Below are 17,644 nucleotides of genomic sequence, written 5' to 3'. Positions count from 1 at the left end.
CGCCTAATCGCTCTATTTTAACGGGTTTAATCATGCTTAACTATCCATTGTTACCCTACTTTCGGGTGCCAACCTCCCTCACAATAGAGATCAAAAGAGCTGAACCCTCGTTATTAAAAGTGTCGTCGAACATTAGCGTTATAACTCGACAATAAAGTTCGAAACTTTCCGATGTTTTTTGTCGTCGTTTGTCTTTCCCTCTAAGAAGGTTTTGCTCCAAAAACACTTAGAATCAATACTCTACACAATTCAGAGGGCGTGCATTTCCCCTATCAAATCTAATCCGAGCCTAGGAGAAAGAGCATCATCATCCCTCCTTTCAGTGGTGAATGGCGTTTTTCAATGCCTAAACCCGCATATATTCATGTCAAGATGTGATTTTCATTCAATAGATCATTTTAATTTCAATATGTTACCTATGGCATAGTGGTTAAAATGAAATCGTGAAATATTTAATCAGGTCAAGGTAATATGAGCTATCGAGTTGTACGGATCACAGAGTTAATGGCTTATGAGTTTGGACAAGTTGAAGGTGGCTTTAATGAACTCAATGAACGCGAGTTGAAGACGGCAATTCCGTCTGGGATGGGGTTTAAAGCTTTCATGGATCAGTTAAGGCAAGGACACCTTGTTTTACTGACGGACTCACCCTCAACACCGATGTTGCTCTCTGAATCAGGAACGATGGGGGGAGGCAAAACGTGGTCTTTGAACTCTCAAGCTACCGATAACGTTGAGCCTGCTGCACAAAGTGCATTGCTAGCGAGAACTCGAATGAGTGGAAGTAGCGCTGGTTACAGTCGAAATCAGAGTCTACATCCTCCGCTACCGATGCCAACGTATGTTCCAGAGCCTCCGAGACCAGATTACTCAGATGAACCACCGAAGCTAAAGTATGAATACAGCTTTGAAATTACGTGCTCTCAAGATTCAGCACGCAGGGCTAGCAATTGCCACTTTATTTTAGCCAAAACAAAGAATGAAGTGGAGCTAGGTCGCTGGGTTGAAACAAAAACTGAACATGGCACCCGCTACACTATACAGACGGCATTTGATGAGCCTAAACGGCTTGTCGCCCAAGTTGCTTCTCGTCCTATGGGGATTTCTCCTACACATCCCGTCAAAGTCAGAAATATCGGCGCACAAGTTGCCAATGAAGGCTTTATTCCCGTGACACCTACCGTGCAATTGGGCGAACGATTAGGGTTCCCTACCGAAGGCTTTTATTATCACTTCCACGACAGTCAGTTGGTACAAGAGTACCGTTTACTTGGTGATGGACGTTGGAGTTTTTATGCCAACCTAAGTAGGCATCAGCGTCTTGACCCTGAGCGCGGGTACAACACGGATCAATCTGTCATTCTAGTCTTTTGGAAGCTAGGAGGCAAAGTTGTTGAAAATCAGTATCTCGTTTACCTAGAAAAACAAATTACTCGCGATGAGCTGGATAATTTGACCGAAGAGTGGTTGAACGAGCATGGGGTAAAATTAGATATTCCTCAGCTACTTGAAGCGACCAAACACCCCATAATTAAACGAACTGAAGTAACGAAACCAGCCGAACAAAAGCAACCTGAGCCAGTTAATCATATTGTTCAAACCGATCCCGAAACAGGAGCGCGAGAAACGTGGATGAAGATTGCCAAGCAGCACGGTCTCGCTCCAAAAGCTTTATTGGATCTCAATCCGCAGTATGACGCAGATCCGATGTCTTTATCGGTAGGTGATTCTCTGAATGTACAGAAGTCGCAACCTCAATGCATTGAAAAAGAATCCGTTTATGAGATACCGCCAGAGAGTCCTAAGCGATTTAACCAACCGTTGAATACATTTTATGGATATACAGGCCACTGTTTAGCTGATACTTCAATAGTCTCAATCAATAGCGAAAGGTTGGTCGAAAAAGACATCCCTGTGGTAAATATCAAAACAGTCTCTGACGTTGCAACAGAATTTGAACTTGGTTTTACCCAAGTAGGACAAACACAGCCGCTTGAAAACTATTGGCAAAGCCTTTTCTCTTCAGAAACAAGTGAAGACATCAAAAAGCTTTTGAAGAAATATAACACGCATTTGAATAACCCAGTGCGGCAGGGAGAGATAGTAGTAGTACCAACTAAAGAACCAACCACTGAAGCACATAGAAGTAAGCTTGATTCTCTTATTGAGGAAGCAAAAGCAGCCAGTGCCGAGTTAGCGAAACTAACTGAAGAACAAGTTGCTACCGTTAATCGACACTTTGAGTTATTAGACTATTATGCTAGCGAAGCAATCAAAAAAATTGAGGAGGACGGTCTTCCAACTGACCTATATGCCGATGTATCAATAGGAGTTGGTGTTGTAGCAGCATTTGTTGAACAACATTTAAAAAACATCAATGGTGTGCTTCTTGAAATAAACCATCTTTACGTATCACAGGTGGCAATGGCGAGTCGCGTTGGTGGTGTCAACTATGGTTCTTTTATCGCAGAGCGAGCTTCGCTCTTTAAAAAGTTAGATGGTAGCTTTGCCGCGTTATCAAAGCGTAGCGTTCAAATACCTGTTTATACTCAGATTAAACGCAACCTCAAACTATCTACTCGCTCAATCATTCATAATGCCGATGAGATTATCGCAAAAGGTATCGTGCCTAATTTAGGTAAGCGTATGGCAAATGTGGCGATTGGTATCGCTACATCTCGTGGAGTTGGCTACGTTGGGCTAGTGCTTGGCGCAGCAAGTGGCGCGAAGAATATCTATGATGCATGCTCTGTCGATGGCTCTGGTGAATGTGGCAGAATAACTACTCGTGAAGTGGCTGGATTTATTGGCGGAATTTACGGTGGAGGCGTCATGGGTAATGCAGCAGTTGGTGGAACACTATTAGCACTAGGGGTTGTTGGTGTAACTTCTGCTCCGATCTTAGCGATTGCTTCAGTAGGGGCTTTTGTTGCAGGTGGTGCTGTAGGTGGTATCGCAGGTTCTACTATAGGAAAGAATGTCGGTGATGTTATTTATATTGCTTATCAGTGGGGGCAAGAGCAGCTTGAAGTCATTCAGGAAAGTTTTTGATGATTACTCTTAAATTAGTTTTAGCCTTATTCTCGATTATCATATTTTGGTACTTTGTCATCTGGTGCGTACTAGGTGCTATATCTGGAGCAGTATTGAGCTTAGGAGATCCTCAACGCATTGTCTTTATTGATAAACAGTTAGCAAAAGATGTCGATAAACTTCACTCTGATTATCAGTGTATGATGTCTTATAATATCTTGACAAGATTCATGGGGTATTGCTTTAAGTACCCTTTTATACGTTATAGGGTGAAAGTTTACTCTTGGAAATTCAATGTGTTTATGTGGTTGAATTGTATTGGATTTTGGTTGTTTTTTATAACGTTATGTATAGCGCTTCTAGCGAAGTTATTTGTACCGATAGTCCTAGGTTAATGAAACAAAAGAGCTATGTAATCAAGTTAAGATAGTTGGTTCATCGTTTTATTGGAAATTTGTGACCATCTCTTCTTTGATTTCCACTATTTCATGAAGTGATCTTTGTTCATTTGAATGCTTAACAAAGTAAGCATTCATGGCTCTGTTGCAATTATAGTCGAGCCAGGCATTATTATGAACCTGTGGTTGACTGAATGTGGTCATTTGATTGGAGGTTCGCAATACCTGAAATTCCCGAGAGATGCTAATTTAGCAGACTCACTGATGCGCTTATGTCCATTTTTGTTAAATAGCGGTTTAAATGCTCACTAACCAGGTTTATTAAGCAGGATGCACTAAGATGTGGGCTTGATGTATCTCTGCGTTCCACTCTTTCATTTCAGCAAGGAATAGGCCGTGAGTATTAATAGAATTGATGAGCTCTGGTGCACGCTCTAGTTGGATAAGCATCGATAGTGGGGTTACTTGGTTGTGTTCTTTATCAAAACCGTGTTCGACTTGCTCCTCTAACATGTAAAGAACCCCTGGTTCCGCTTCGCTACCTTCCTCAAACAGTCGCGACTCAATACCCTCTTCGTCATAAAGGTGTACGAGTAGGTTATAAAGCTTTTCAGCGCCGACGAGTTTGGCTTTATTCGACTGTGAGTTTAGCTGGTGCAGTTTTATTTCTAGGTTTCCACCTTTTTTTCTTGCTACGCTGAGCATCAGCTTTATGTCTTTTTTTATATTTGATAACGACTTATCGTTGAGCTTTGGCTTAAGGTATTTGATAAGGATGTCATTGCGCGTTGTGACTGGTACAAAACGGGTGGATGCTGATACCTGACACAACAAATGAAGCAGGGCGTGGGTAATGACGTTGTGAAGGTTGTGGTAGTAGTCAAAGTCTCTTTTGATTTGCATGGGCAAGATAACGTTGTGGTTCGATATTTCAAAATATGGGGGCTCGTAGTGCTTTATCAACCACAATCTTGAATCGTGAAGTGGTTTCCCATACTTTTAGTTATTCATGATTTCCTAATGTTTAATTTCCCGAAACTGATATGCCTAAAAGTCAGTTTCAACTTTGTTGTCACACTTTCTTTGGATAGCCATGATAGAAATACACTTCGGAAGCAGAAAAGTTTCAAACTATTTATAACTATTATCCTCCAACAAAAAAGAAAAAGCCAAGGGCTTCCAACGATATTACTCATCTCTCCCGAACACGATGCAGCAGAGGATGAAGGGTAAGTCAAACTATGCTTTAGAGAATTGAACGCTCGAAACTAATAATAAAGAGGTAGTAGTTTGTTGAGCGAAGCCGTATTAAATAACAGTGAACTTGCGATATTTAGTCTATAACTTTAGACTAGACGTGAGAGCCTCGGGTATTTCTGCTTTTTCATTGAGCTGCTATTTACTGTCTGGCCAGAAGTAATAGTATCAATTTGAATCTGGCGTAGTTGCAAAGCAGCCCTCCGAGGACATACGATAGCCCTGTTTTTCCGCTCATAGAGTATTAACTACAGGTAGATACGATGAGAGCCGCTAACAGTGGCTCTTATCGTATCTAAGCACCAGAAAAGCTAAGATATCTCTCTTCAGATTCGTCACGTTTATATGTGGTGCGTAACACATTTCAGAGCAAATGTGTGTTTGTCGTGAACTTTTCTGGCACACCTCTGGATATCTATCAGCAATCGCAAGAAATGGGTGTCTATATAGTGAAATATGACATCTAACCACTAGTATTACCTGTCTTTGAATTCACAAAAGTTTGAGTTTGCAGGTAGGAGTAGTAACAGTGAATTTAACCTCATTTACGGTTGGAGCGTAACTCCCCAGGAAATTGAGATGAATGACGGTAAGATTAACCGAAAATTTAATAAAATTTACGGTTGCATCAGGTGATTTTTTGTTAACGTTGGTATTTTTTCTTCAGCTTTTCTAGCTCTTCTGGATTGTTTTGCTCTAGCTCTTTCTCATATTCATCCATGTGTTTCGAGAGCCAAATGTGGACTTTTTGCGCATAAAGAGCAAAAACACCAATAGCTAAACTCAATGCGATTACTATACTTAAAAACAATATCCTAATCCTCTCATGATTTATGTAGGCGCGCTAGAGAGTAATAGCGAGCAACCCTATCAATTCATCAGTTGTAGCTGTCTTCCATGAATCATTTCTCGTTTATTGTATATACAACAATACGATACTTGGATTAGTTATGGTGTAGCAAAATCAGCTGACCACTGAATAGAACGAGCTTGTAACTCGCAAACGTCGAGACATTTCCGTGTTAAAGTTATCAAATTACACCATTTGTCGCCTATTGTGTAAGTGTAGTTATATTCGGAGGTACTTTAATGTTCAGTGTTGCTTATGAGATGCTTGGAGGTGATAAGCGCAAAGCTCACAGTGTAAGCGATAGTCTAAAAATTATTCGTCAAGGTCTTCCTGTCGGGACGTTGGATAGAGGAATGTTAATTATTGGTCTGACTAAGACAGAGTACGCGAAACTCATTGGCGTTAATCTGCGTACTCTCCGGCGAAAAGTGAAAGAACCGAACGCAACGCTAAGTCCAACGGCCAGTGAACATGCGCTTATGCTTACCGATATGGTCAAAGAAGCAGATGTGTATTTTGGTAATCGTGATGCGACATTACGCTGGTTAAATAAACCTAGTTTGGTGTTTGGCAAAGAAACACCACTTTCATTCTGTGATACAATAACTGGCATCATTCTGGTGATAGAAGAGATCAATAAGTTGAAATACGGATATACGGTTTAAATGGAAACCTACCTATTGTCACACAACAACTTTATTGACATGGTTGGGAAAGTCAGTCTGTTTGGTTTTGCGATTTGGACCTTAGACACGCTATGATTGGTTCTTATGCAGCGTATCTCTGCGTTGCATTTTAGGGCGCTATAGCTCGACATATTAACCTGAGTTCTTTGAGATAAAATTATCTCAAGAAATATCGCCATATTTGATACGATTTAATGCCTCTAAAACGCGTTTTAAGTCACCTTCAAGCACTACTTCAAGCGGAGTTAAACCAGACAGCGCTGGAATTGCAGAAGTTAACCATTCTGTTTTCAAGTCAGAGTCGTCAAACACACCCTCCATTTGAACTTTTAAGGTAGGATATTGTGAAAGAATATACTCTATAGACTTTGACTGGATATCCCCCTCAAATCTGACTTTACGTAAAGTCCATGAACCGTCTTTATTTTCCAGCCATTCGATTTGATCGCCTTCATTCCATTGCAATTGTTTTTGCAGTATTTCTGGAATGGTGAAGAAAGCTTCACCATCACTAGTCTTCTCAATTTTTACTTTCATTGCTGCTTAAAACCTATTCTATTCACATAGTGGGGTTATGACACGTTTATGTTAGTACTAGAACCCCTATCAATTCATCAGTTGTAGCTGCCTTCTTTGAACCATTTATAGTATATACGACAATACGATGCTTGAATTGGCTTTGGTGTAGCAAAAGCAGCTTGCCACTAATTGGAAAGTGATAAGCTCCCAGCATACTAAATTCTCACCAAACTGATAAGAAAAGGTAGGCCAAACCAGTAAAGTATGACGGCTAAGTGAGATAGCTTAGAGATAGGCACAACCAATATAGAGCAACCTGTCTAGATTGTGTGCTCCATATAATGTTTGATATTCAATGGGTTTTTCTGATGTGATCGCTCAAATCCCTCCGTTTAGGTAACGATTTTCCATAAAACCTCAAATCAGTACATATAAAGTATGCATAAGTAACACTTTTTTGTGTTATCTCTTTGTAAGCCTTGTCTGGCAGTATTTATAATACTTTTAGTAAAAAACTAGGTGACGCTAGCCGTCTGGAGATCGCAGCTGCGGGTAACCATAACTTACTTTTTCTCGGACCTCCTGGAACGGGCAAGACCATGTTAGCGTCTCGTCTGCGTGATTTGTTACCTGATATGAGTGATGATGAGGCGATGGAAACGGCATCGGTGGCTTCGTTGACTCAGCAAGAGATCAATCAGTACAACTGGAAGCAACGTCCGTTTCGCGCGCCACATCATTCGAGCTCAATGGCAGCGCTGGTTGGTGGTGGCTCTGTACCTCGCCCGGGCGAGATCTCTTTGGCACATAATGGTTTATTGTTTCTTGATGAGATCTATGTAATCCTAATGATTAAAAAGTATCAAAAATGTTCTATGATGTTGTAAATAAAGTACATTTTGTTTTTTATTACTATCTTTTTTTGTTGATGATTGTCAGGTTGATATTTATATTAACCATTAGTTGTCAATCTATAGGGTTAAATCATGAATATAAAAACATTGAGTGGACTTTCTTTGTTAAATACCGCCCTGTCAGGGGAATACCTTAGCTACCTCAAATCAGCTTCTGAATTATCTCAGCCAAAAGAACATACTCAAGCATTACTGAATACTTATTCTGCATACTGTTATTTAGTGGAGCAAGGCAACTACACAGCATTAAAAATCCTAAATGACTCTATCTCGTTCAATAAGCACGTTCAATTGTTCATTGGCTTCATTTATGACAACGATAACATCCCTCTCAATCAAAGATACTCGTATTGCAATAGAGCCAAAACCCTTTTTCGCTATATTGCACAGGATAAGCACTTAAGCTTGAATGAGATAAAACTATCAAACCTCAAAATAACAGAAGATGCTTCAAACTGCCTACTGCAATTTCGCAAGCTTAAGATAGATAAAATAAAAGTTGATTACCTAAACGGGTGGCGGGTTGTATCAAAAGAAGGCAAAAGCTTCGAGGCTCATCTTGATACGCTTTATGTAAATTTTGGCGAGGATTTTACTAATAAAGTTCATATTGCGCTAAAAAACTATGCTTCAACACGTAAATCATCATCCCTTGCAGGCATTCTGTATGAACTTAGAGTCTTTTTTGATGGAATGTCCACCGTTTATTCTGAACGGGGTGGGTTAACTATACAAACTTACTTGAGTCGCAACCATGTTCAGCTTTTCTTCCATAAGGTGTTTAAGGTGCTATTTGTTCGCTCCCTAGCCGCACATCACAACCCAAAGCGCTTTCACTCTCGGTGGGCGAATATCATTAACTATTATACAGATTGTTTTATTAACACAGGCGTTTTTAGTGAACCTCATAAACCGTTCATTGTTCCAAAATGGAAAGACCCTAAGGATGCAGCGCCCACATTTTCAGTTGGTGGCAACGCAGCGCAGCGGGAAAAAAATAGATGGTTTGCCAACATTCCGTTGAAAATTAAAGATGAAGAGGCTGTATTAATCATTCAGCAACGTGTAGAGCGTGATATGGAGCATATCAGGCAAGTGTGCATCTTGAAGTTTGAGGAACTTTTAGAGCGAGAAGGTAGAAATAAAGCTTTCCTCAACACTGGTCTAGTTAAACCGCTGAACAGCAATTCACACAACACTCAGTATCACAATATTGTTGGTGCAGATAAGCTAAACAACACGGTTGCAACATTTTACGCACACGGCATAGGCGCAAAGTTAAAGTATCAGACATTTTTGGGCTTTTCCGGTAACTCAACACAACTTCACACGGAGTTAAATTTACCTACTAGCTCAACACTAAATGCTCTTTTAACGCTACTTGTAATGGAACACCCCCTGATAACACCCTCTTGGCTTGAAAGGTGGGAGTTATTTGATTCTCATGGCAATAAGGTGGGTTACAAGCAAGTTGGTAATCAATATATTGCGGTAAGCTATAAATCACGCAAAGGGCCAACCAACGCGCAACAAGAAGTTGTGCTCAATGAGCTTTCCAAATCTGTTGTTGAGTTTTTGATACAACATACTCATATGTGTCGTGAATACTTAAAAGATAAGGGGGATGTGAATTGGCGAAAGATGATTCTGACCGCTTCCATTTCTAATGTGATATGTCCAAGTAATCTTAATGTCACTCTTCACGCTGCGAATGACTTCTATGATTCGTTATTAGATAAATCGCTCTTTGATAAGGGCAGTGATATCAGCCAAGTTGATGCAGAAGCTATTTCTGATATTCATTCATTGCGCTCGATTAGACGACACCGAGGTTTTCAAATTTATCTGGAAACACGCTCAATGGATGCGGTTTCGGAAGCGCTTGGTCATGAAAAGAAAGACACTAACTTACTGACTTCTTATCTTCCTAAACCACTTATGGACTTCTTTAATGATCGTTGGGTACGTCAGTTCCAGAATGCGATCTTGCTTGAAGCCATGAAAGACTCTGTGTACCGCCTAGACTCCGTTAAGATGAGTGCTGAAGACATTGAGGAATTCCTACATAATCACGGTATCTGTAATATTCCAGAGCATTTCGACCACGGTTTTGTTCGGCAGGGCGCTACTGGCAATGAAGCCTCTGAGTCTTTAGTGTTCAACCAGTTAACTTACACCATATCAACCTCTCTTTTGCAGTTATTAATGGTGATACGCCTTATTGTTGAGAGTGACGATGATGAGAAACCATTCTTGGATATCGTTTTTCACTGGTATCAGTCAGCAGTATTTGTCCTAGATACCCTAAGTTCAGGCAAGCATAGTGCTGACACTGATTTAATGGAGATGCTTGATATTGCAGCCCAAAATAAGCTTGATGCTGATTCGATTAAAGGAGCGCTGCTATGTTGAGTGACGCCATCGGCAATTCCCCTATTGCTAGCCTCATTGAAGACATTGCATTAGACCATTCGACGCTCAATAGTCTAAGTTCAGATACACTTGAGCAAATTATAAACTTCTCAGTAGCTAATGATGATTATCGGGCATTAGATATCATCACTCACATCCATACGGGCATCTATGGCTATGATGAAAGACAACCTGAGTGGTTAGAATCCAGTTTTACCGCAACTAAATGGTTAATAAAACTAAATAAAACCTCAAAAGCTATACATTGGGACAGTGTGTATTTAGATGATGGGAAGAACCTAACGGATACAAAGCATCGCAAATTATTAAACAGTTTTAAATACTGGATTACAGCGATAGATAACCCGCTTGAAAATGGTGGAAAAGTTGTCAGCCCAGCAGTGGCTTACCAAAAGATTAACAAAGTTGTTGCCTTAATAAATGCTATATTGCTGCACTCGAAGGAGTTAAAGCTTGCAAAATACCACCTTCAAAATGTGAATGATGACTTTTGGCTGAACATTTTGATTAAACTCGCTGAGCATGGGAATTTTCATGGAGTATATGATTTTAGCAACCGCGTTAAGACGTTGCTAGACAATGCTAGTGCGAGTGTTTCAGATGAAGATACTCAAAGATTAAAAGAAAAATACCCCTATGTTAATCGACATATTGCCCAAGATGAGACTTTATTATCTTTATCAGTGAGAGACAGGGCGTGTGCTTGGCTTTTTGAACAAGGGTTTTATTTAAAAGGTGAATTTATTACTTACGAAGGCAATGGAGCTGTACTAAGTAAGTTGTTATTTGATAGAAAGATGCTTTATCACGACATCAAAACCTATAATTATCCCGAGCTTTACCTCAAAGAAGCCAAGAAAAGATCAGAGTATCGTGCAGTTGAGAATAAAGATGCATCATCAGGTACGAATCAGAAAAATATCTCAAAGTATATTGAAGCAATTAGACTGATTCATACCAATTGTGAACGTGAAGATGCAGCAAACCCATCAATTATGTCTGAGCGTGTCAATGCTGGTAGCATTAGTCAGTTAGTTGACTTAAAAAAGGTAGGGAGAACACGTACCTTACCGCCTAAGTTTGTGTTTAACTTAATTCGTCAGTGCTATGAGTTTGCCAAAGAGCATCTACCTACCGACAAAGGTGAAGTTACTTTACTAGACGAAATGCTAACTCTGCTATCTAAAGCAAGAAGCAAATCTGCTACAAAAAATTCCAACACACTCCGACCATCACAAGGCAGCCTAGCTTGGAATGAAGAATTGCATCGAAATATATCTAGTTCGGAGCGAGGTTACTGGCTTGAAACGGAAGCAATCAATTGCCTGAGTAGTGAATACCTTAAAAAAGGGATAAAGCAGGTTCAAGGCTTTGCTGATAGCGCTGAAAACCGACATAAACGTATTCGAGCCAATAAAAGTTTGTTTGAACTGTTCTCGGTGCTGCAAGGCGCAATACAAGTCTTGGTGGGTGCAATCATGGCTCGAAGACAAGATGAATTAATCAAGTTGAAGCCACATGGCAACCTATCACCTAATGTAAGCCCCTTTTCTGAAGAAGGTGAAAAAACAGAGTACAACCTGATATTTAAGGTAAAAAAAACTGGCTCAAAAGGGGTAAATGCAACAATAGAAAGACCAATTCCCTTATCTATCGCAAGGTTCATTTGGCATTTGGAGCAATTTAACATCAAGGCCAATGAATTGAATTTATCCAAGGGAAAGTTGTCTCTGTTTAACAACTTACACTCAAGACAATGCCACTTAAGTCCTACAAGTCACATAACCTACAATGCACATCTCGATGCTTTATGTGATTACGTCGAAACTGATTTAGTGCAGTATGACAACGGTGAGTACCGCCGTAATTACGTTCGTCAGCACCAATTAAGGCGCTTCTTTGCGATGGCATTCTTCTGGTCTAAAGGATTCGATGGTATGGATGCTCTGCGTTGGATGCTTGGACATTCAGATATGGAGCATCTCTATAATTACATCTCTGAATCAGAGACAGGGGCGGTACTTTATGGGGCGAAAGCCAGCGTGATCGTTCGCGGTGTTGTCGATTCCACCTCTGAGCTTGCGAAGCTCGAAGGAATAGAAGAGGTTCGCAAAATAATTGCAGAGCGAATGACAGGTGATAGCTCAACGCCGATTACTATAGAGACAGTGAGGGAGGCAGCGGAAGATTACGATGATGAGTATTATCTAACCATCCCTCACATTAGCCGACTTCAAAAAGAGCAAGACATTGAAACAGAGGTTATTCAGCTTTTAGAAGAAGGTCGAATCACGCTTGAGCCAGAGTTCTTTACCATCGAAGATGCTGATGGAGGTACAACTCAAACCTTTAATCTAATTTTAAAAATCAAAGACCTTGATTGAGGATTGGGACAATGAAAGTTTTAGAGAAGAACCAAACTAAGATACTTGAAACAGAAACGCTGTTAAAGGAAATCATCACAACCCCCGCTGAATTTAAAGATGATGAAGTGCTTGTGAAGGCTCTTAAATCACAATCTGGCATCGCTAAATATCAGAATGAAGATCGTAAAATCACGTCGTGTTCGTTAAACACAGTAAAAAGTATTTCAGAAGCACTTCTAGAGAGGGGTTTCTTATCGTTAGATGAGCTTCGTATTAATGCTAAAGAGAAAATAGATGAGGCTCAAAGTGATGCAGGAACGGCAAAGGGTAGTAAAAGAAAAACCAAAGCAGATCTCGAATCGGAAAAAGCAGAGCTTAAATCAGAGCTAGATGCAGCACAGCGCAGCAATTTTCTAACGCTAGTGATTATTTCGGAATTACGCTCCAAGTTAAAACAACTCGCGGTGCATGAAGGAGCAGTGGAGGAGCGACTGGAGCTTTATCGAGAGCACAATCGGAAGATTGAAGCAGAGTTGAGCCATACGTTGGATGGCGAACTTTTGAGTTCGAAGCTGAAACAACTCGCGGATCTAATTGAAACTTTGAATGGAGAAGTTTAATGGCGGTTCGTAAGCTTAAAGACTTTGAACAATGGAGTCACCTTGGGTTTGATGGCAAGCTTGTCTTTCGTAAGCCACTGGATATTCCCTTCGTAACCTACAGTAATCATACTCCTTGCTATGAAGCCAATGCCTACATCCATAGTTTGATGGTGAGAAACTTAAAAAGTGACACTATTCGAGGGTATGCCCACGATATCATCCACTTGGTTCACTTTATTGAAAAACAGCCATTATTGAGTCGCTTCAGCCAGCTTACTGACGCAACATTTACCCTTTTTGTTCAATCATTACAGGCAGAGAGAACGCCGCTTGGCGAACTAAAACGCAAGAATAACTCCGTTATAAAGATTGCACATACCTGTTTGGATTTTTTGCAGTTTATCCAAGCGTTTCATGATTTGAGTGCTTTTATTGGCAAAGACAAAGGTAACTCAATTCAGATACTCGAAAAGCATTACAAACGCAAACAGGAAGGTCACAAAGGGTTTATAGAAGGTACTAAAATAACGCACTCTGCTGTACCAAAAAAAGATGAGATCAAGAAACGCCACCCTGTTTCTTCTGATGATGCTTTACGTGTGTGGGAGCACATAAAGACTCAGGAAAACAAAGATAAGCGCAGAAGGGATATGGCGTTGTATACCGCGATGGAACAACTGGGCGCTCGTGTCACGGAGTTTCACTTAATTACGTTGAGTGATTATCAGGAGGCTAGGCGTACAGGGATGATGACCCTCACTACCTTAAAGCGTAAGGATGACAACACCACTCGAAAAATTCCTGTGTCACACCTTTTGTTGTCAATGATTGCGGATTACATCAAAGTTCGCAAAAAGGTCATGAGGCAGAAAAAAGTCAAACATGACTACCTTTTTGTCGGCTTAAAAACAGGTAAAGCCTTTTCTGCCGATTCATGGGGGACTTACATGAACAAGTGGAAAAAAGACCTTGGTATCGAGGGGGAATTGCACCCTCACCTCTGGAGACATGCATTTATTACAGACAAGCTGAAGGAGCTTATTCTTGCCACTAAAGAGGTGAATGATAAGGATGATTTCCGAAAACATCTGCTTCACACACAAACGTTTAAAATGCAGCTTCAGCAGTGGACAGGTCATACAAACCTTAGCTCTTTAGATACTTATATTGACCTCGCATTTGCAGATATTCACGGCTATACAGAGGTTTATAATGCAGTATCACTAAAGTCGAGTGTTGACTTAGCAAATCGTCAGATTGAGTTGTTAGAAGAGCAGATAGCAAGGAAGGAGTTAACGCCTACCGCAGCGCTAGTTGAGATCAGAGCATTGTTAGAAGCTTTTCAGTCAGATATCGATAAATGCATTGTATCTTCGGGAAAGTAGAGGTGGTAGGTTCGAGAATGTTCAATTAAACACTTAGGTAGGATGCTGCGATATTTAGTTTAACCAGTGAGGCTTAGCGCCTCCATGTAGGGCATCATTACATTAGTCATTCTGCAACGCTTAGCATTCTCCCAGAGCTTCCGCTGATCTAGTTTGTTGGCTCGTTTGGCTTCTGTAAGTGCTTCAATCGCAACATCAATACCGATCTTGTTGCGGAACTTAAAGCAATCAACGACCGTCCGTTCAACGTCCGTAACCATAACAGGGACACCATCAATTTCTGTTGAGATAACTCCAAAATCCTCAGTCTCCCTGTTGCGAATAATCTGAATGCTTGGATAGTCAATGTTGGGTGCTCTATCGTCTTTTTTGATGCAGAGCCATACCTGAGAAGGTGCTTGGGTGGTGAGGTTGTGGTATCTGAGAGCCGACAGAAGGCAGATAACACTATTTTTAGCTCTGGCACTGACTTCTGCAAAAGAATGCATCTCAGACTCTTCTCGACCTATATAACCGTAGAGTCCTCTCTGTAGTTTTTCTATGTGACCCTTTTCCACGGCGCGAGAAAGGGCGGCACGCGTTATGTTGAATTTTGCTGCGTCCGAGGTCGTAAATATGGATAGCTCTTTAAGCTTTGCTAGATATGCTGGGTTCATGCTGATTGATACGTTTTGTCATACTTTACATTCATTGTATGGCAAAATGTATCATTTTCCATTTTTCCTTTGACGGAGTTTAGCCTTGGTATCGGTCTGGTCTTCTGCTTTGGCTAAATGTGCTAGGAACTACCAATTTTGTGGGCTTTACCTCTGATAGCTCATGTTCAGAAAATTCCTGATTTTTGATATGCCGACAAAACCCTCGCCCATCATGACCTCCATCGGAGTGCGCCCATCGAGCTTTGCATTGCGCATATTTACCCAGCCATATTTGATCTCTGGATTATACGGGTAGAGCATACTGAGATGTTTGTGGATCGCCAATAGGTTGATAACTCGCTCGTGTGAATCCCGCCCCCTAGGGATACCTGTAGTCCCAGCCTCCATTGCTCGTAACCTGTTGCTGTTCGTTAGACTTATACCGAGTAGCGAACACTGAGTAGTACGTGAGATATCCCAATAGCCAAGCAACCTCATCACGGTTTTTGCTAACGTTATAGACGTATTTTTGTTCAGCCTCTTAGGCATACTGACACCTCTTGAGTGACAAATGATACAGCTTGCTCACCAGTTCAGCGGGTCGAACATCATTGCGCGACATTGGGGGAGTATTGGCAATTGATGTATCGTTGGCATCTCTAGGCACATTTTTCGTTGATCATGTTCTTTGCAAGTGTAGTTTCCGAAGTTCCGAAAGCTGGTTTTAAATTTGGATATTTCCCCTCTCTACGGCACCACAAAACTCTACCCAGTCTTGAACGTATATGTAAACAGAGTGGCTAACCGTTTTTCCAGCCATAAATCTATCTAATGCTGCTAGTAGATTCTGAGGTAAATTAGTAGGATCGACGACTGGAAACGGTGAGTCATCGAGTTTAAATTCTTTCAATGCGGGGAGGTTTTTCATTGGACTTTGCTCCTTGTATTATGAGGCTAAAACATAGATTTTGGAAAAACATCAGATTAGCCTGAAAAGCTCTCAGCTAACTGTCTCTCTAAAGTATCCCGTATTTTTGAAAGCTCCATGTAGCCTCGATCACCACATATGCCAGCCATCTCCGTTTGAACTAAATGTAGTAAAATAACTACCTGATCATTCGTTAAATCTAATTCCATAGTTGCTCCATAATAATCATCCCACACAATATCCATTGGTAACGTAGCTTAGTTAGGCTCCTCTTCATCCGGAGGTCTTCGATTTTTTATTTTTCGTAACGTCAACATCACGCCTAATGGTATTCCTATAGCAGCCCTAATAACCCTGCAAAATTGGTCAATACAAACTCACTCTACTTGAAATCGCCACAGTCCCTTAACACCCTAATGTGCTGCTAATTAAGGGAGTCTCCTTCCTTCTCTTTCCTGATGTAATCAATGACAGGAGGGCGAGCATCAGGTCTCCAAATAGTTTTATATTCACTATTACAACCACGCATATCGAATAAGCCCTTCGACAGGCTGATATCATCATGAATCTTTACGAACATTAGATTTTTGAAGTGTTTAAATAACTGAGCGATAGTACGACCTAAAATGCAATCCTGAAAAATTGGTTTATAAACCTCACTTTGTATATTTGTAATGCAGAGGTACCGTCCACTCTCTGGCGCTACAGGTTTGTATTGGTTGGAAAAGTTCAACCTTAACAATAATTTGCATGTTGTTTTATCAAAAAGCTCTAACTGCCAATCGTTTTGAATGGTGTTACTTGGGTCTTCATTGTCTAACCCAGCAAATTGTAGGCTATCGATGATCTCACTGCACAACAGCTCTCGTATTTGCGGTCGGAGGGGGAGTGCTCCGCCATAGTTATCTAGGTCAATAAAATTTTTGCACATTCATACTCCACTGTATGTTTCGTTGATTTTTACACATCTAACCCTGAAGAAACATCACTCTAACTGGTTCTATCGGTGATTAAAACTTCTTGGTTGTTACTTTGTTTTTAATTTTGATATTGATCGTTATTTTTGTGAGTTTAATTTGGGTTTTTTGTGGTTTTTATTGGCTTTTAAATTTTAAATTTTAATTTAAAGTTGTGGTAATATAGTGACTTATGGTTATGTTTTTGATTTTTTGGTATTTGGGTTTGTTTGTTGGTTTTAATTGTTGTTTTTAGTGTTTTTTTTGTCGGGTTTGTAGGCGTATATCTCATATAGGCCGAGTGTGATTACTTTGGAAAGTTGCTCTCAATGTGCAGCCGACCATAAGTGGACGATAGACCGACTTCAGGCTGGCTAGGAGGATTCAAGGAAGGCGAATTTTAGATGCTATAGTTTGAGCGATTCATCTTTGTCGGGTGGACGACACTTGTTACCAAGTGCCGCCTCCCTAAGAACCCAGCGTGCAACTTTCACTGCACTAGGCTCAAGCCTCCACAAAGGCATCAAATGATACCCAGCAACTTATAAAGCAGTCGGAGCAGGTTCGTTCCAAGAGTTACGAGCTAGCCTTTTAGACTTTCTCTTTGCCAAGTATTCTTGGTATTGAGGGTCAAATGGTGTCGCTGCACTTCGGATTTTCACATGCCTTTCTATCGGCA

13 protein-coding genes and 1 pseudogene are annotated in these 17,644 nt (G+C 40.7%); 7 read left to right on the top strand and 7 right to left on the bottom strand.

Annotated features, from left to right (window positions below; translation table 11 throughout):
* Window positions 1–471 precede the first annotated feature (471 nt).
* Window positions 472–3,051, top strand: coding sequence for a hypothetical protein (locus L1D55_RS12800; protein WP_239917671.1), 2,580 nt, complete (start codon window positions 472–474; stop codon window positions 3,049–3,051).
* A 701-nt stretch (window positions 3,052–3,752) separates the two neighbouring features.
* On the opposite strand, the gene L1D55_RS12795 is transcribed toward L1D55_RS12800, so the two are convergent.
* Entirely contained in the window at window positions 3,753–4,334 is a 582-nt protein-coding gene (locus L1D55_RS12795) for a DUF2913 family protein (protein WP_140367512.1), read from the bottom strand.
* A gap of 997 nt (window positions 4,335–5,331) precedes the next feature.
* Entirely contained in the window at window positions 5,332–5,499 is a 168-nt protein-coding gene (locus L1D55_RS12790; protein ID WP_180912791.1) for a hypothetical protein, read from the bottom strand.
* A 278-nt stretch (window positions 5,500–5,777) separates the two neighbouring features.
* Between L1D55_RS12790 and L1D55_RS12785 the strand changes: the two genes are divergently transcribed.
* Window positions 5,778–6,203: an antitoxin Xre/MbcA/ParS toxin-binding domain-containing protein gene (locus L1D55_RS12785; protein WP_345772782.1), complete on the top strand. Its 426-nt coding sequence runs from the start codon at window positions 5,778–5,780 to the stop codon at window positions 6,201–6,203.
* 183 nt (window positions 6,204–6,386) lie between these two features.
* Here the strand turns inward: L1D55_RS12785 and L1D55_RS12780 are convergent, their stop codons facing one another.
* Entirely contained in the window at window positions 6,387–6,761 is a 375-nt protein-coding gene (locus L1D55_RS12780) for an MbcA/ParS/Xre antitoxin family protein (RefSeq protein WP_140367506.1), read from the bottom strand.
* 515 nt (window positions 6,762–7,276) lie between these two features.
* Between L1D55_RS12780 and L1D55_RS12775 the strand changes: the two are divergent.
* From L1D55_RS12775 to L1D55_RS12755, 5 genes and pseudogenes are all read left to right on the top strand, one after another.
* A pseudogene (locus tag L1D55_RS12775) lies at window positions 7,277–7,576 on the top strand (ATP-binding protein); the annotation flags it as partial.
* 153 nt (window positions 7,577–7,729) lie between these two features.
* A complete protein-coding gene (locus L1D55_RS12770; protein WP_239917669.1) occupies window positions 7,730–10,069 on the top strand; it encodes a hypothetical protein in 2,340 nt (779 codons plus the stop codon).
* Entirely contained in the window at window positions 10,063–12,474 is a 2,412-nt protein-coding gene (locus L1D55_RS12765) for an integrase (protein ID WP_239917668.1), read from the top strand. Before L1D55_RS12770 ends, L1D55_RS12765 begins: the two co-directional genes overlap by 7 nt.
* Window positions 12,475–12,485: 11 nt before the next feature.
* A complete protein-coding gene (locus L1D55_RS12760; protein ID WP_239917667.1) occupies window positions 12,486–13,076 on the top strand; it encodes a hypothetical protein in 591 nt (196 codons plus the stop codon).
* A complete protein-coding gene (locus L1D55_RS12755) occupies window positions 13,076–14,443 on the top strand; it encodes a site-specific integrase (RefSeq protein WP_239917666.1) in 1,368 nt (455 codons plus the stop codon). The genes L1D55_RS12760 and L1D55_RS12755 overlap by 1 nt, the downstream gene beginning before the upstream one ends.
* Before the next feature lie 59 nt (window positions 14,444–14,502).
* On the opposite strand, the gene L1D55_RS12750 is transcribed toward L1D55_RS12755, so the two are convergent.
* The 4 genes from L1D55_RS12750 to L1D55_RS12735 all read right to left on the bottom strand — a co-directional run bounded on the left by L1D55_RS12750 (window position 14,503) and on the right by L1D55_RS12735 (window position 16,940).
* A complete protein-coding gene (locus tag L1D55_RS12750; RefSeq protein ID WP_239917665.1) occupies window positions 14,503–15,099 on the bottom strand; it encodes a type IV toxin-antitoxin system AbiEi family antitoxin domain-containing protein in 597 nt (198 codons plus the stop codon).
* Window positions 15,100–15,805: 706 nt separating this feature from the next.
* Entirely contained in the window at window positions 15,806–16,009 is a 204-nt protein-coding gene (locus tag L1D55_RS12745; RefSeq protein ID WP_239917664.1) for a hypothetical protein, read from the bottom strand.
* A 56-nt stretch (window positions 16,010–16,065) separates the two neighbouring features.
* Window positions 16,066–16,218 (bottom strand): hypothetical protein, encoded by a 153-nt coding sequence (locus L1D55_RS12740; protein ID WP_019350930.1) that lies wholly within the window; start codon window positions 16,216–16,218, stop codon window positions 16,066–16,068.
* A 215-nt stretch (window positions 16,219–16,433) separates the two neighbouring features.
* Window positions 16,434–16,940, bottom strand: a complete 507-nt coding sequence (locus L1D55_RS12735; RefSeq protein ID WP_239917663.1) for a hypothetical protein — start codon at window positions 16,938–16,940, stop codon at window positions 16,434–16,436.
* Window positions 16,941–17,644 lie beyond the last annotated feature (704 nt).

Source organism: Vibrio sp. Isolate22, from assembly GCF_022398115.1.
In the GTDB taxonomy this organism is placed as follows: domain Bacteria; phylum Pseudomonadota; class Gammaproteobacteria; order Enterobacterales; family Vibrionaceae; genus Vibrio.
This window is presented reverse-complemented; position numbering and strand designations above follow the sequence as displayed.

Coding starts and splice junctions, on each gene's coding strand:
- L1D55_RS12750 (WP_239917665.1), bottom strand. CDS start 15,099: ATGAACCCAGCATATCTAGCAAAGCTTAAAGAGCTATCCATATTTACG.
- L1D55_RS12735 (WP_239917663.1), bottom strand. CDS start 16,940: ATGTGCAAAAATTTTATTGACCTAGATAACTATGGCGGAGCACTCCCC.
- L1D55_RS12740 (WP_019350930.1), bottom strand. CDS start 16,218: ATGGAATTAGATTTAACGAATGATCAGGTAGTTATTTTACTACATTTA.
- L1D55_RS12800 (WP_239917671.1), top strand. CDS start 472: ATGAGCTATCGAGTTGTACGGATCACAGAGTTAATGGCTTATGAGTTT.
- L1D55_RS12785 (WP_345772782.1), top strand. CDS start 5,778: ATGTTCAGTGTTGCTTATGAGATGCTTGGAGGTGATAAGCGCAAAGCT.
- L1D55_RS12780 (WP_140367506.1), bottom strand. CDS start 6,761: ATGAAAGTAAAAATTGAGAAGACTAGTGATGGTGAAGCTTTCTTCACC.
- L1D55_RS12745 (WP_239917664.1), bottom strand. CDS start 16,009: ATGAAAAACCTCCCCGCATTGAAAGAATTTAAACTCGATGACTCACCG.
- L1D55_RS12760 (WP_239917667.1), top strand. CDS start 12,486: ATGAAAGTTTTAGAGAAGAACCAAACTAAGATACTTGAAACAGAAACG.
- L1D55_RS12765 (WP_239917668.1), top strand. CDS start 10,063: ATGTTGAGTGACGCCATCGGCAATTCCCCTATTGCTAGCCTCATTGAA.
- L1D55_RS12770 (WP_239917669.1), top strand. CDS start 7,730: ATGAATATAAAAACATTGAGTGGACTTTCTTTGTTAAATACCGCCCTG.
- L1D55_RS12795 (WP_140367512.1), bottom strand. CDS start 4,334: ATGCAAATCAAAAGAGACTTTGACTACTACCACAACCTTCACAACGTC.
- L1D55_RS12755 (WP_239917666.1), top strand. CDS start 13,076: ATGGCGGTTCGTAAGCTTAAAGACTTTGAACAATGGAGTCACCTTGGG.